Origin of the sequence: Dehalobacter sp., from assembly GCF_030063005.1 — a bacterium.
Taxonomy (GTDB): Bacteria; Bacillota; Desulfitobacteriia; order Desulfitobacteriales; family Syntrophobotulaceae; genus Dehalobacter; species Dehalobacter restrictus.
Genome location: NZ_JAPDHR010000001.1, coordinates 22,777 through 37,478, shown reverse-complemented (window position 1 = coordinate 37,478; position 14,702 = coordinate 22,777). Strand labels below are relative to the sequence as shown.

The following is a 14,702-nucleotide window of genomic DNA, read 5'->3' as shown; positions in this document are numbered from 1 at the left end:
CAGGTGAGATGAGACCGCAGGGTCAAAGACCGCCAGGTGAGATGAGACCGCAGGGCCAAAGACCGCCAGGTGAATTCAGACCGCAGGGTCAAAGACCGCCGGGTGAGATGAGACCGCAGGGCCAAAGACCGCCGGGTGAATTCAGACCGCAGGGCCAAAGACCGCCAGGTGAATTCAGACCGCAGGGCCAAAGACCGCCAGGTGAATTCAGACCGCAGGGCCAAAGACCGCCAGGCGAGATGAGACCGCAGGGTCAAAGACCACCAGGAGAATTCAGACCGCAGGGTCAAAGACCGCCGATGAGCGGTGACCGGCCGTATGCGCCGAGACCGCAGGGTGATTTCCGTCCATCACAGCGTCCTGCAGGTGATGACCGGAGACCGCAGGGCGGCGGACGTCCGTTCTCCGACACAGGAAGAAGACCTTCCCAGGGACAGCGTCCGGGAGCAGATAAAAAAGCCCCTCAAACTCAGAGGATCAAGATTGAAGGAAAATCCGTTGAGCTTACTGTCGCCGAGCAGCCGGTAAAACGCCAGCCACCGGAGAAAAAGAAAGCCCATGAGAATAAAGAGTTTTTATTTGATAAACGGCGCAATGATGAAAAAGATTTTTCTTCCATCTTAAGAAAAAATGACCGGAATCAACCAAATCGGAACCAACCCAATAAGATGGTTAAAGAAGTGGTTCCCAAGCATATTATTATTCCTGAGTCCTTGTCAGTTCAGGAACTGGCGCTCAGAATGAGCCGCAAAGCCGGTGAAGTCATCAAGGAATTAATGAAGCTTGGTGTTATGGCGACCATCAATCAGGAAATTGATGCTGATACAGCAACGATTGTCGCTACTGAAATGGGCATGACGCTTGAGGTTAGAGCCGAAAAATCCATGGCAGTCATTGAGGAAGTAGAAGATGATGCGTCCACGCTCAAATTCCGTCCTCCGGTTGTCACGGTCATGGGCCACGTCGACCATGGAAAAACATCTTTGCTCGATGCGATTCGTTCCGCCAATGTCACCGAATCTGAAGCTGGTGGGATTACGCAGCATATCGGTGCTTATCAGGTAGAAATTAAAAATCAAAAAATTACTTTCCTGGATACTCCTGGTCACGAGGCTTTTACAGCCATGAGAGCGAGAGGGGCCCAGGTCACAGATATTGCCATACTGGTTGTTGCTGCGGATGATGGTGTCATGCCCCAGACTGTGGAAGCGATCAACCATGCCAAAGCGGCCAATGTCCCCATCATTGTTGCTATCAATAAAATTGATAAAGAAAATGCCAATCCGGACCGTGTCAAACAGGAACTGACCGAGTACGGCTTAGTTGTTGAAGAATGGGGCGGGGATACGATCACGGTACCGGTCTCAGCCAAAGCTAGACTCAACATTGACACTCTGCTGGAAATGGTCCTGCTTGTTGCAGAGATGAAAGATCTGAAAGCTAATCCGAACCGGAAGGCAACCGGAACCGTTATTGAAGCGAAGCTCGATAAAGGCAAGGGGCCTGTAGCAACTGTCCTGGTATCCAAAGGTACGCTGAATATCGGTGACATTATTGTTGCCGGGCATTCCTTTGGCCGAATCAGGGGGATGGTTGACGACAAAGGCCGCAGAGTAAAAAAAGCGGGACCTTCCATGCCTGTGGAGGTTCAGGGATTGTCTGAAGTTCCGCCGGCGGGAGAAATCTTCAACGTTGTTAACGATGAGAAACTCGCCCGCAGCGTTACCGAAGCCAGAATGGATGAGAAAAAAGCGGAAGAAGTCAAACAAAAATCTAGGATTAGCCTTGATGATCTTTTCGATAAGATCAAAGAAGGCGAAGTCAAAGATTTGAATATCATTATTAAAGCTGACGTTCAGGGCTCTGTCGAAGCTATTAAGCAGTCTCTGGCCAAGCTGACGACCTCAGAAGTACGCGTAAACATCATTCACGGCGGAGTCGGTGCGATCAGTGAATCCGACGTGATGCTCGCTGCTGCTTCCAATGCGATCATTATTGGCTTTAATGTCAGACATGATTCCAACACAAAATCGACAGCAGAACTCCAGGGTGTGGACATCAGGATGTACAGAGTCATCTATGATGCGATTGATGACATTAAGGCAGCGATGGAGGGCCTGCTCGAACCGACCTTCAAGGAAGTCATACAGGGTAAAGCGGAAGTCCGTCAGATTTTCAAGGTGCCAAAGGCTGGAACTGTCGCTGGAAGCTATATAACTGACGGCAAGATTCATCGGTCGGATAAGATCAGGGTAATCAGAGATGGAGTTGTCGTTCACGAGGGAGACCTGGAATCTCTGAGACGTTTCAAGGATGATGCCAAGGAAGTTGCGGAAGGATACGAATGCGGGATTGGCTTAAAGAACTTCAATGATCTTAAAGAAGGAGATATCTTGGAAGCCTTTACGATGGAGGAAGTTAAAAGAGAGCTCTAGACCAGCATTGGAGGTTTTCTGAATGGCTAAACACAGGGCTTTTCGCCTGGCAGAATCGATCAAAGCAGAAGTGGCACAAATGATCCGGGAGGATATCAAAGACCCGCGGCTTGGATTCGTGACCGTCACGGATGTGGAGGTAGCTGACGATTTAAGGCATGCCAAAATATTCGTCAGCGTATTGGGAACAGAAGAAGAAATGAAAAGCAGTTTAGATGTTTTAAATAAAGCATCCGGATATCTGCGCAGCGAACTGGGTAAAATCATCAGCCTGCGCTATTTTCCCGAGATCACTTTCAAGTATGATCAGTCTATCGAACATGGCGCCCATATTTCCAAGCTGCTTCGTGAGGTTGGCGCGAAAGGTGAATCCAGCGATGGACAAGACGACGAATAAGGTGATCTCAGAACTGGCTAAAAAATTGGATACAATCTCCGAGGCTGCACTGCTTACGCATATATCCCCGGATGGGGACTGCATTGGTTCAATGCTTGCTTTGGGGATTGCCTTAGAAGGTCTGAACAAAAAAATATGTTATTATAATCCTGGGTTTCTGCCGGTGAATTTGAAGTTTCTTCCGGGTGTGGACAAGATATGTTCTGTTCTGCCTCCGGAAGAGTTTCCAGAAACCCTTATTTTTATTGACTGCGCTGAAGCGGAAAGGGCGTACAGTGGTCTTTGCCCGGAGTTTCTTCAGGGGAAAACGGTGATTAATATCGATCATCATATTTCCAATAACGGTTTTGGTACGGTTAATTGGATTGACGCCGGCGCAGCCGCCACAGGTGAAATGATTTTTCACCTGCTGGGTGAAATGGGAGTTTCCATGACCAAAGAAATTGCAGAGAATCTCTATACTGCGATCATCACGGATACAGGCAGATTCAGCTACAGCAATACCACAGTCGAAAGTTTCAGGATTGCTGCGGAATTGCTCAAAACAGGCCTTGATCTTGTTCAGATCAACAATATACTGTTTGAACAGAAAAGCTTGGCTCAGACCAGACTGCTGCAAAAAGCACTGACGAACCTGGAACTTCATCAGCAGGGAACGATGGCTGTCATTGTTCTGACCAGAGAAGACTTTGAAGAAACAGGTGCAGATGAGAGCTTGAGTGAAGGCTTGGTGAACTATGCACGCAATATTGAAAAGGTGGAAGCTGCTGCGCTGTTAAAAGAAATTGCCCCGGATGAAATCAAAGTCAGTTTCCGATCCAATACCTGGCTTGATGTAAATCAAGTTGCGAGCCGGTTCGGCGGAGGCGGACACCGGCGGGCATCAGGCTGTTCTATTAATGGAACAATGGGTCAAGCCAGGCAAATGATTGTATCCGCACTTGAGGAGGCCCTGAACGTTGGACGGGATCATTAATGTTTTAAAACCTGTTGGCATGACCTCCACAGACGTTGTTAGGTGGCTGCTTCGAAAAACAAAAGCCGGCAAGGCAGGCCATATTGGGACGCTGGATCCCGGAGCTACCGGGGTGCTTCCGATTTGCCTTGGCAAGGCAACGCGGCTGGCAGAATACCATAGCGACCAGGGAAAAAGTTATAGAGCTGAGATTACACTCGGAATCACGACAGATACGCAGGATACTTTCGGACAGGAACTATCGAGGATTGTGCCTATAGTATCACGAGAGCAATTTGTAAATACACTGGAGAATTTTCTTGGTGTCATTGAACAAGAACCACCGATGTATTCCGCTGTCAGAAAAAATGGCAGGCGTCTGTACGAATATGCCCGCCAGGGGATCGATGTTGCAAGAGAAAAAAGACAGGTTGAGATCAAGCGGCTGGATCTGGTGGAATGGCATGAAGAGAAGTTTCCAAGAGTTCTATTCGATGTGGAATGCTCCAAAGGAACGTATATACGCACTTTATGTCACGATATTGGCGCTGCCCTGGGTTGCGGTGCACATATGTCCTTTTTGCTTAGATTAAGCGCAGGCAAGTTTACGCTGGATTCCACCTACACACTGGAAGAGATTGACCAGGCGCTTGCCGACGGCGATGAACACATGCTCCTGGCTCCGGAATGGGGACTCACACTGCCAAAGGCAAGTATACCGGCCTATCGGCTTGCCGCTTTCCGAAACGGGCTTTCTACCGGAGGGGATCTTGTTAATGCTGAAGTGTACGGGGAACAGCTTCCTGTTCAGGTATTTTGTGAGGGACGTTTTATTGGCGTAGGGAATTGGGAAAACGGATGTTTATGCCCCAATAAGGTCATGGGTTAGCAAAGGTTAACAAGGTACTAGGGGGTAAAGGTTTTTGGAAGTTTGCACTTTGATTCCGGGACAAAAATTTGAGCCGACTGTGCTTGCTCTGGGGAATTTTGACGGTATACACCTAGGACACCAGGAGCTGTTGAAGGACGGCTTGGAGAAAGCACGTTCACTGAAGACATTGTTTTCAGTTTTACTTTTTGATCCCCATCCGCTGAAGGTACTTCATCCAGATAGAAAACTGGAATTGATTACTGGCAAGGATGAGAAAATTATGCTATTTGAGAAATTTGGCGTAGACAAAGTGTTCTTATTGCCTTTCTCTCTGGAATTTGCCGAGACAACACCGCAGGAATTCGTTGAAAATATTCTGCTGAAAATCGGGGTCGTTCATGTTACCGTTGGTTTCAACTACTCCTTCGGCTGTCATGGCAAAGGAAAACCTGGCGACCTCGAAAAGTTTGGTGAAGCTTACAATTTTGGGGTAAGTGTTGTCCAAGCCCAGATGCTTGACGACAGAGTGATTTCTTCGACCGAAATCAGACGTGCACTTCTGAACGGGGATATCGATCTAGCCAAGTCGATGATGGGACGCGCACCTACGATTATCGGAACGGTGGTTCACGGTGACGGGCGGGGCAGAGATATTGGATTTCCGACAGCCAACATAGAGACGCATGAGGACTTGCTAATCCCGAAAAATGGTGTGTATGCCGTTACTGCAGAAATTGACGGTAGGATCTACGGCGGGATGATGAATATCGGGATTGTACCGACCTTTAAAACCGGCCAGGAGAAGATCATTGAAATCCATTTTTTTGATTTTCACGGAGATTTATATCGGAAGGACTTATTTATAGATATTCAGGCCAGACTGCGCGCTGAAAAGAAATTCAGCGGAGTCAGGGAAATCACAGAGCAACTCGGCAAAGACATGGAAGCGGCAAAACAAAAGCTGCAAAAACAAAACTTTACAAAATTTATGGAATAAGTTAAAATGACAAAGGTAACCGCTGACTGGGTTCGACGAATCTCCACCGTCTTACTTGGCAGCAGGCGCTTAAAAAATATGGAGGTGCAGAACCAATGCTTACACCGGAGAAAAAGAAGGATATCATTGCGAAGTTTCAGCAGCATGAAGGAGACACAGGTTCACCCGAGGTTCAGATCGCTCTTCTCACTACAAGAATCAGTGAGTTGACAGAACACTTCAAGACCCATAAGAAAGATCATCATTCCCGCCGGGGTCTTTTTAAATTGATTGGACAACGCCGTGCAATGCTGAACTACCTCAAGAAATCCGATTTTAACCGTTACCGCACAGTAGTCACAGAACTCGGCTTACGTCACTAAAAGCCATCGAAAATATTTTGGTCATTCAATTTATATGTTGATATTTACAGGAGCGTGTTCAGCGCTCTTTGTATTTATGTATTAGGGTATTTATCCTTAAGAAAAATTGTCCGGATTGTTTTTTTTGTTCGGGTGCAGGAAATAATAAATAATATGTCGAACACATTCCGGATATAAAAAATTGTGAATAAAAGAAGCGTATTTAAGGAGGTTTCCAAAGTGACTCAAGAAGTCTTGGAACGCTCGCTACAGGTTGGAGGCAGAAACCTGTCGTTTGAAACCGGTATCATAGGTCGTCAAGCCGGTGGGGCAATTTATGCCAGATATGGAGACACAGTCATATCTGCATTTGCAACGACCAGTTCTAAACCACGAGAAGGGATCGACTTTTTCCCTTTGACTGTTGATTTGGAAGAACGTTTTTATGCCGTAGGAAAGATTCCCGGTGGATTCATCAAAAGAGAAGGCAGACCTAGTGAGAGGTCCATATTGTCGTCAAGACTGATAGACAGACCGGTCCGTCCGCTTTTCCCGGACGGTTACCGCAACGATGTACAGATCAGTGCGATGGTCATGTCCGTCGATCAGGACTGTGCACCGGACGTAACGGCTATCAACGCAGTTTCGGCTGCGCTCACGATTTCCGATATTCCTTTTCTGGGTCCTATTGCCGCCGTGGTTGTCGGGCTTGTCGACGGCGAGTTTGTCGTTAACCCGACGGTAGCCCAAGCGGAAATCAGCAAAATGCAGCTGACTGTTGCTGGAACCAAAGATGCGATTATGATGGTCGAGGCTGGTGCCAAGGAAGTTCCCGAGGATCAGATGCTCGAAGCGATCATGTTTGCGCACGAAGAAATTAAAAAGATAGCAGAATTCATTGAGAGATACAGGGAAGCAGCCCTGGAAGTGGGACTTGCCAAGGCTAAAAGAGAAGTCACTCCGGTCGAGATCCCTGCGGAAATATCCGAAAAGGTCCTGGCGTGGGGTCATGACAAGCTCGATCAGGCTATCCGTATTGAAGAAAAACTGGCCCGCCAGGAAGCTGTTGACAAGGTCAAAGCAGACGCGCTCGAAGTTTTCGCCGAGGAATTTCCTGAGGACTTAAAATTAGTTACGAAAATATTGGATGACCTGACCCATAAAATTATCCGCAAGCTGATTACCCACGAACATATCAGACCTGATGGCCGTGCTTTGGATGAGATCAGACCGATTACGATTGAAGTCGGACGTCTGCCGAGAACACACGGCACCGGTTTGTTTACGCGCGGACAGACACAGGTACTCACGGTTGCGACATTAGGAGCTGCCGGTGATGAGCAAATCATCGACGGTCTGGGATTGGAAGATTCCAAACGTTATATGCATCATTATAATTTCCCGGCCTTCAGTGTCGGCGAAGTCCGTCCGAACAGGGGACCGGGCAGACGTGAGATTGGTCACGGCGCTTTGGCTGAACGTGCCCTGCTGCCGATGATTCCTCCGGAAAGTGAATTCCCGTATACGCTGCGTCTGGTTTCCGAAGTATTGGAATCCAACGGATCGAGCTCCATGGCTTCCGTCTGCGGCAGCACACTCGCTCTAATGGATGCTGGGGTTCCGATTAAGGCTCCGGTAGCTGGGATTGCGATGGGATTGATCAAAGAAGAAGACCATTTTGCGATTCTTACCGATATTCAGGGTTTAGAAGACCACGACGGTGATATGGACTTTAAAGTAGCCGGTACTGCCGAGGGCATTACAGCACTGCAGATGGATATCAAGATCAAAGGCGTCAACCGTGAAATCCTCGCTCAGGCTCTGGCTCAGGCCAAGGCTGGCAGGATGTTCATCCTGGATAAAATGCTGCAGGTCCTGCCGCAGCCCAGACCGAATCTCTCGCCATTTGCACCGCGAATTATTACCTTTACCATTCATCCTGACAAAATCAGAGATGTCATCGGACCAGGCGGCAAGATCATTAAGAAGATCGTAGAAGAAACCAAGGTCAAGATCGATATCGAAGATGACGGACAGGTATTTATTGCTGCGGTTGACGGTGAAGCCGGAGACAAGGCAGCTGAGATTATTCGCTCTTTGACGCGGGACATTGAAGTCGGGAAGATCTACAAAGGCAAAGTTGTCCGGATCATGGATTTTGGCGCCTTTGTCGAAGTCATTCCAGGTGTGCTTGGACTTCCGGGAAAAGACGGCCTTGTGCATATCTCCCAGCTCGATGTGAACCGCGTGAACAAAGTAGAAGATGTCGTCAAACTTGGCGACGAGATCATCGTCAAGGCTACCGGCATTGACAAGCAGGGCAGATTGAACCTGTCCCGTAAAGAAGCTCTCGGACAGAGCCAGGGCCAGAAAGAATAAGGAATTTTTGCGAGCTTAGGCCTGCAATCATTAATTAACAAAGCTGACTAACTTCAGCTTACAGAAGGCGTCTCATATAATTGAGGCGTCTTTTTTCTATCTGGGCGTTATGGTACTGAAATTAATGTCTCCGTAATGCATAACCAGCGTCAAGCGGAGCACCCGCCTCAAATAAGTATTTAATAGTCAATATAGAATAACGTCTGTATTACTTCTCATCGTCATATTAATGTAGGGGAGGGGATGCAGATGTCATTTTTTCCTCTGACTAAGATCAAATTTAAAGTAATTACCCTGCTGGTTGTGTTTATCGGTCTTACCTTGATGCAAAGCCGGGTCGTTGGAGTCAGCAACCAGAATTTGCCTGTTCCGATCGATCAAGTTCAGACAGATAATAAAATCATTGCGCTGACAATCAATGTCGATTGGGGGGAATCGTATATCCCGGAAATACTGGATATCCTCGACCGTTATCAGGCCAAGGCAACTTTTTTTGTGACGGGGAAATGGGCCGCCAAACATCCCGAACTCATTCAGCAGATTGCAGCAAAAGGCCATTTGCTCGGCAATCACAGCTATTCCCATCCGCATCCGGACAACCTGACTGTGGTTCAAAATAAAGAAGAGTTAAGCAAGACGGAAAATATAATTAAAGAAGTGACCGGGTGCAAAACAATATACTATGCCCCTCCGTATGGGGAAAAAGGGAAAAATGGACTTCAGGCAGCAGATGAACTGGGCTATACGACCATCCTCTGGACGCTGGACACGATTGACTGGAAGCTGGAGAGCACGCCGGAACTGATAACCCAGAGAATTCTGGATCCTAAAATACGATATGGCGTAAAACCGGAGAAAAAAGGTGCCATTGTCCTGATGCATCCCAAGAAAAATACAGTCAAGGCGTTGCCCGATATCTTAGCCGGTTTAAAAAATGAAGGTTTTAGTTTCGTAACGATAGAAAAATTAATAACAACTGGATTAACAGGAAATACTACTCCTTGAGCAAAATGAAGGGGTGGTACAATTGAAAAAAAGATTCTTGGGCATAATTCTGAGTTTGCTGACCATGATGCTGACAGCAGGCAGTCCTCTATATGCCCAAAATACCAGGTTGTCCGGAGAAATGACGATCGAGACGTCCAGTTTATCCAGCGGAAAATGGACGCTTCCATATGTAACAGCGCATTCGGCAGTGCTGCTTGACGCGGAAACAGGAGAGCTACTATATGACAGAGACGGGAATGTCCAACGGCCACCCGCCAGCACCACCAAGATTATGACCGCAATCCTGGCTCTGGAGCTGACAGAGCCTGAGGAGATAACCACGGTCAGTGAGAAAGCAGGCGGTGTTGGGGAATCTTCTATCTATCTGGACAAGGGGGACAAGATTAAGATTGGAGAGTTGCTGGAAGGGGCGCTCTTAAGCTCCGGCAATGATGCGTGTGTCGCGCTCGCTGAAAAGACCGCGGGAAGCCAGGATGAGTTCATCCGGCTGATGAATCAGAAAGCAGCCTCACTGGGCGCTTATCGCACAAATTTTGTAAATCCGAACGGTCTGCCCGATCCAAATCATTATTCCACGGCGTTTGACCTGGCCCTCATCACCAGATATGCGATGAATGCCCCTCAATTTGCCGAAATTGTAAGCCAAAAATATTCAGTCATTAACTTTGAGGAGCCCCGTAAGTCTCAAAATGCCAAAAACACCAATAAACTTCTGTGGAATTACCCTTTGGCGGATGGTGTAAAAACGGGAACGACCAATGCAGCCGGGAAATGCCTGGTCGCGTCAGCCAGTAAAGACGGGCGGAGACTGATCTGCGTTGTACTGAATGCCCCGGATCGTTTCGGAGATGCCCAAAGACTTCTGCAATGGGGCTTTGATTATACCGGAATCATTGAAATAGGGAAAAAAGGGGACGTTGCAGGCAACTTTCCGATTTCAGATACGGAAATTCCGCTGGTTCTAAGCGAAGATATCCGGCTCTGTCTTGAAAAAGACATGATCAAAGGCCTTAAAATGCAGATAAACCTAAGGACGGAAATTGACTATCCAATTAAAGAGGGAGACATTTTGGGTCATTATCAAATTTATGCAGAGAATAAACTTCTTAAAGAAGTACCGCTCCTGGCACAGCATGATGGGGAAAACCCAGGTAATCTTCCCGGAAAAGTCCGAATCTTTGTGGACGATTTACTGGATTTCTTTTCTAAGAAAGGATAAACTAAATAGAGCGTTATCAAAGTGCTTAAGGAGGAAGATCATTGCATCGAAAACACGTATTGCCTAACGGGGTCCGAATCATCACCGAAGAGATTGATTATGTCCGTTCCGTGGCGATTGGGATCTGGGTCGGAACAGGATCCCGCAATGAAACGGAAGGGTATGAAGGTATTTCTCATTTCATTGAACATATGTTTTTCAAAGGAACCGTAAAACGAAGTGCACGTCAGCTTGCAGAATCTCTGGAAGCAGTCGGCGGCCAGATTAATGCGTTTACGACCAAGGAGCTTACCTGTTATTATGCCAAAGTGCTCGATGAGGACATCTCACTGGCGATTGATGTCTTAAGTGATATGTTTTTTAACTCTCTCTTTGATCCGAAGGAGATGGATAAAGAAAAAAATGTTGTCATTGAAGAAATCAAAATGTATCAGGATTCTCCGGATGAGCTGATCCATGATCTCTTTTCCCAGTATGTCTGGCATAAAGACCCGCTGGGCAAACCGATCCTCGGTATTGAAGAAACCATTCATGGTTTAAGCAGTGAGAAGGTCAGGCATTATCTAGAGACGCACTATACACCTGATCAGGTCGTCATTGCGGTAGCCGGAAAAATCAAGCATGAGGATATCATCCGCCAGCTAGCCATGTTCGGTGATTTTCAGAGACAAAGAACAGATTCCATCAAGGAAAACCCTCAGGGGACGACCTTCCGAAAAACAATGGGCAAAGATACCGAGCAGATGCACCTGATTGTCGGGGTTCCGGGTCTTGGGCAGGATCATGAGGATATCTATGTGATGCATGTGATCAACAGCATCTTAGGTGGAGGGCTTAGTTCACGCCTTTTTCAGGAAATCAGGGAACAGAGAGGTCTGGCTTATTCCGTCTATTCCTATCACTCCACCTATGCCGACACCGGTCTGTTTGCGGTGTATGCAGGCACGAGCCCCGGGAATACGGATGAAGTCATCAAATGCATTCTCGATGAATTGAATAAATTAAAAAGAGAAGGATTAACTGAAGAGGAACTCATGAAAACGAAAGCCCAGATCAAGGGCAACCTTTATTTGGGGCTAGAATCTGTCAGTAGTAGAATGAGCAGACTCGGCAAAACAGAGCTGTCTTTCGGCGAAGTAAAAACACCGGAAGAGGCAGTCGAAAAACTGGAAAAGGTCACCACGGCCGATATTACGAGAGTGATGGAGCGTCTCTGGCAGAAAGACAAAATCAGCATCCTCACGCTGGGACAGAAGGATTATCATTCGGATATTGAAAAACTAGTTGATGAAGCCTTTGCCTAATTACTAGGTGAAAAGACAGAATGAAGAAATAAAAGAGATAAAAACAGATAAAGGAATAAAGAAGAGGAAAAATTAGGATGGAAGAAACGGTTAAAGTTAGATTTAAACGAATTTCGGCCGGGGATACCCAAAAGCCTGAAATACCATTGTATGCAACCGCGGGGGCTGCCGGCGCAGATCTATATGCCTGTCTGGACCAGAAAATGGTGGTGCGACCAGGGGAAAGAGTGAGAGTCCCGACCGGTATCGCTATAGAGCTGCCAGGTCCGCAAATCGCAGCTTTTGTATTTGCCCGCAGCGGCCTAGCGGATAAAAAAGGGCTTACCTTGAGTAACGGTGTCGGTGTTATTGATTCTGATTTCCGGGGTGAAATCAAAGTATTAATGATCAATCTCGGGCAGGAAGACGTTACGATCAGCAACGGCGATCGAATTGCCCAGATCGCATTTATACCCGTCTGTAGGACTGCTTTTTACGAAGTAGAAGACCTTGGGGATACAGCCAGAGGTGAAGGGGGCTTTGGGTCGACGGGAGTCTAAGAATTATGTGAACAAGACGAAGCATAAATAAAAAATAATTAGGTAACGACCCTCTTAGTATGGGTCGTATTTTTTTTACTAAGTTTCTGAGAATATAAGAGGCCGTTAAAGAAGGATATACCATATTTGCATAGAATTGTAAAAGATATATGGATATTTTTACATTATAGTTGTTGGAAGGTGATTTTGTTGTATAAAGCCGTTATTGTAGAAGATGATGTATTTTTTCGGCAGAAACTCGCAACGGTGATTTCCTCCACTTTAGATATTGAAGTCGTCTGCACATTTTCCAGCGGGGAAGAGTTCCTGATGCAAATCAACAAAATGCATCCTGATATTCTGTTTTTGGATATTGGTTTGCCAGGAATCTCCGGAATACAGGTAGCTGAATTAGTCAGGGAGGATTATCCGTACATGGAGATCATCCTGATCACAGCGGATGAACATTATCTCCAAGAGGCTGTACGCCTTTATGCCTCCGACTTCATCACCAAACCACTGGATATCGCAAGACTGAACCAAACGATGAGCAGAATTATGAAAAAGTCATTGATTCCAGGCTTACTGATTGAATTAAAAACGACTGATTCAGTGGAGATATTAAGGCAGGAGGAGATTTGTTTTGTGGAAGCAATGGCGAAAAAGAGTATCATTTATACCATGAAAAAAACCCTCACCTGTCTTCATCTGATACGGGAATTAGAGGAACGTTTGGATAAAAGACAGTTCTTTAGAAGCAATCGCTCCTATTTAGTCAATCTGCGATGGATTGATGCGGTCAGACCAACCTCCAGAACAACTTTTCAAATTACTTTTCAAGGTATAAAAGAAAGCGCTTATCTTCAAAAGAAACGCTATCCAGAATTCCGGGAACGTTTGAAACTATTTTTAGGAGAAGGTGGACAGAGTCAATGGCGCAGCGTTTAATAGAGATTATTATTTTTTCGATTCCTGAATCTATTGTGATCCTTTATTTAGCTTTTAGTATATTGGGTAAGAAAATTAACATGCTTAAAATGATAGAAATGGGATCCGTACTCGGGGTTGCTGTGTATATCTCACGTTGGATAACGGGAAGTTTTATCTTAAATATTGTAATATCCGCGTTAATGATTATTTTCCTTCTAAAGACCTTGGCCTCAATCCCGGTTTTTGAAGCGGCAGCCGTCGGTTTATTAGCTATTTCTTCGTATTTATCGATCGAATTTGTCAATGTGAAGACCTGGCAGATTTTTTCAGGTGTCAGCCCAAATTTGATCGAAGAAGATTTACTTCTTAAAATTGTCTGGTTCATCCCCCAAATCCTTGTGATGTTGGGACTTCAGTTGCTCATCGGGCATTTTACCCGAAATAAAAAAACAATAAACCGAAAAAGTTCAAAGGAATTCAGGCATGAAGATCAATATTTATAAAATATCTATTTTTGTTTTCGTTATACAGGCTCTATTCACCGTGATTCTGCTGAACAATGGTTATATGAAAAGTTATTCCTTCCTTCAGCCTGTGCATGCAGAATTACTGGAGTTGATTTTTGGCTTTATCATTATTTTATTAAATTTAGTTGCCGTAGTTGTTGTCAAATCTTTGTACATGAAAGGGCTGGAAGATGAGAAACTGAAGTCAACTGAAATAAAATATGCCAACCTGATTGAGCAAAATCGCATTTACCGTCAGCATCATCATGATTTGAAAAACCATCTCACCGTCATTCATGGCTTACTGAGTCTTGAAAAATACACTGAATTAAGTGAATACCTGGATTCTTACATTCACTCTATAAACGATGTTTTATTGAAGGTCGATACAGGCGTTGATGAAATGGATATCCTTTTTACTTCTGAAATTCAAGAAGCGAAGCATAAAAATATTGAAGTCAATTTAGTCCTGAAAACGAAAATCAAATGCAGCAAAAGGCATGTTCTAGATCTTGTAGGGATATTAGGGAATCTATTCAACAATGCAATAGAAGCCGTTCAGGAATTGGATCTTTCTTCCAGAAAAATCAGTATTATTTTTTACCAAGATCCCTTAGAATACACATTCCAATTCATTAATCCAATGTCTGCGACAAACGCCAACTCTGATAGACTTTTTGTAAAAGAAGGTTTTAGTACCAAAGGAGAAGACAGGGGACAAGGTTTAGCGATCGTAAGTAAGCTTGTTGAGCGATTGGATGGCAGTATAAACATTGACACTGCCAATCATCAATTTAGAATCATGGTAGAAATCCCCAAACATAACCTGGAGGAAGGGTGAG

14 protein-coding genes are annotated in these 14,702 nt (G+C 45.6%); all 14 read left to right on the top strand.

What is annotated here, in order from left to right:
- Positions 1 to 299: 299 nt before the first annotated feature.
- The gene (gene infB, locus OKX56_RS00270; protein WP_502850507.1) at positions 300 to 2,435 is read left to right on the top strand and encodes a translation initiation factor IF-2; all 2,136 of its coding nucleotides are present in this window, start codon (positions 300 to 302) and stop codon (positions 2,433 to 2,435) included.
- Positions 2,436 to 2,457: 22 nt separating this feature from the next.
- The gene (rbfA, locus tag OKX56_RS00265; RefSeq protein ID WP_015044118.1) at positions 2,458 to 2,832 is read left to right on the top strand and encodes a 30S ribosome-binding factor RbfA; all 375 of its coding nucleotides are present in this window, start codon (positions 2,458 to 2,460) and stop codon (positions 2,830 to 2,832) included.
- The gene (locus OKX56_RS00260) at positions 2,813 to 3,808 is read left to right on the top strand and encodes a DHH family phosphoesterase (RefSeq protein ID WP_025205413.1); all 996 of its coding nucleotides are present in this window, start codon (positions 2,813 to 2,815) and stop codon (positions 3,806 to 3,808) included. Before rbfA ends, OKX56_RS00260 begins: the two co-directional genes overlap by 20 nt.
- Positions 3,792 to 4,676, top strand: a complete 885-nt coding sequence (truB, locus tag OKX56_RS00255) for a tRNA pseudouridine(55) synthase TruB (RefSeq protein ID WP_025205415.1) — start codon at positions 3,792 to 3,794, stop codon at positions 4,674 to 4,676. The genes OKX56_RS00260 and truB overlap by 17 nt, the downstream gene beginning before the upstream one ends.
- Before the next feature lie 34 nt (positions 4,677 to 4,710).
- The gene (locus OKX56_RS00250; RefSeq protein WP_025205416.1) at positions 4,711 to 5,655 is read left to right on the top strand and encodes a bifunctional riboflavin kinase/FAD synthetase; all 945 of its coding nucleotides are present in this window, start codon (positions 4,711 to 4,713) and stop codon (positions 5,653 to 5,655) included.
- Between the two features lie 95 nt (positions 5,656 to 5,750).
- The gene (gene rpsO, locus OKX56_RS00245; protein ID WP_015044114.1) at positions 5,751 to 6,017 is read left to right on the top strand and encodes a 30S ribosomal protein S15; all 267 of its coding nucleotides are present in this window, start codon (positions 5,751 to 5,753) and stop codon (positions 6,015 to 6,017) included.
- Positions 6,018 to 6,236: 219 nt separating this feature from the next.
- Positions 6,237 to 8,375: a polyribonucleotide nucleotidyltransferase gene (locus OKX56_RS00240; RefSeq protein WP_025205418.1), complete on the top strand. Its 2,139-nt coding sequence runs from the start codon at positions 6,237 to 6,239 to the stop codon at positions 8,373 to 8,375.
- Positions 8,376 to 8,624: 249 nt separating this feature from the next.
- A complete protein-coding gene (locus OKX56_RS00235; RefSeq protein WP_019226876.1) occupies positions 8,625 to 9,380 on the top strand; it encodes a polysaccharide deacetylase family protein in 756 nt (251 codons plus the stop codon).
- Positions 9,381 to 9,393: 13 nt separating this feature from the next.
- Positions 9,394 to 10,602, top strand: a complete 1,209-nt coding sequence (locus OKX56_RS00230; RefSeq protein WP_242837046.1) for a D-alanyl-D-alanine carboxypeptidase family protein — start codon at positions 9,394 to 9,396, stop codon at positions 10,600 to 10,602.
- Positions 10,603 to 10,643: 41 nt separating this feature from the next.
- Complete coding sequence (locus OKX56_RS00225) at positions 10,644 to 11,906, top strand: M16 family metallopeptidase (protein WP_019226878.1); 1,263 nt, start codon at positions 10,644 to 10,646, stop codon at positions 11,904 to 11,906.
- 77 nt (positions 11,907 to 11,983) lie between these two features.
- Positions 11,984 to 12,445 carry a dUTP diphosphatase gene (dut, locus tag OKX56_RS00220; protein ID WP_019226879.1) on the top strand — a complete coding sequence of 154 codons (462 nt, stop codon included), beginning with the start codon at positions 11,984 to 11,986 and terminating at the stop codon, positions 12,443 to 12,445.
- 189 nt (positions 12,446 to 12,634) lie between these two features.
- A complete protein-coding gene (locus OKX56_RS00215) occupies positions 12,635 to 13,372 on the top strand; it encodes a LytR/AlgR family response regulator transcription factor (protein ID WP_019226880.1) in 738 nt (245 codons plus the stop codon).
- The gene (locus OKX56_RS00210) at positions 13,357 to 13,857 is read left to right on the top strand and encodes a hypothetical protein (RefSeq protein ID WP_025205420.1); all 501 of its coding nucleotides are present in this window, start codon (positions 13,357 to 13,359) and stop codon (positions 13,855 to 13,857) included. Before OKX56_RS00215 ends, OKX56_RS00210 begins: the two co-directional genes overlap by 16 nt.
- On the top strand, positions 13,838 to 14,701 hold the full coding sequence (locus OKX56_RS00205) for a sensor histidine kinase (RefSeq protein ID WP_019226882.1): 864 nt from the start codon (positions 13,838 to 13,840) through the stop codon (positions 14,699 to 14,701). Before OKX56_RS00210 ends, OKX56_RS00205 begins: the two co-directional genes overlap by 20 nt.
- Position 14,702: the final 1 nt, after the last annotated feature.

Excerpts from the sequence above, each read along its gene's own strand:
- infB (WP_502850507.1), top strand. The coding sequence starts at position 300 with ATGAGCGGTGACCGGCCGTATGCGCCGAGACCGCAGGGTGATTTCCGT.
- rbfA (WP_015044118.1), top strand. The coding sequence starts at position 2,458 with ATGGCTAAACACAGGGCTTTTCGCCTGGCAGAATCGATCAAAGCAGAA.
- OKX56_RS00260 (WP_025205413.1), top strand. The coding sequence starts at position 2,813 with ATGGACAAGACGACGAATAAGGTGATCTCAGAACTGGCTAAAAAATTG.
- rpsO (WP_015044114.1), top strand. The coding sequence starts at position 5,751 with ATGCTTACACCGGAGAAAAAGAAGGATATCATTGCGAAGTTTCAGCAG.
- OKX56_RS00235 (WP_019226876.1), top strand. The coding sequence starts at position 8,625 with ATGTCATTTTTTCCTCTGACTAAGATCAAATTTAAAGTAATTACCCTG.
- dut (WP_019226879.1), top strand. The coding sequence starts at position 11,984 with ATGGAAGAAACGGTTAAAGTTAGATTTAAACGAATTTCGGCCGGGGAT.
- OKX56_RS00210 (WP_025205420.1), top strand. The coding sequence starts at position 13,357 with ATGGCGCAGCGTTTAATAGAGATTATTATTTTTTCGATTCCTGAATCT.
- OKX56_RS00205 (WP_019226882.1), top strand. The coding sequence starts at position 13,838 with ATGAAGATCAATATTTATAAAATATCTATTTTTGTTTTCGTTATACAG.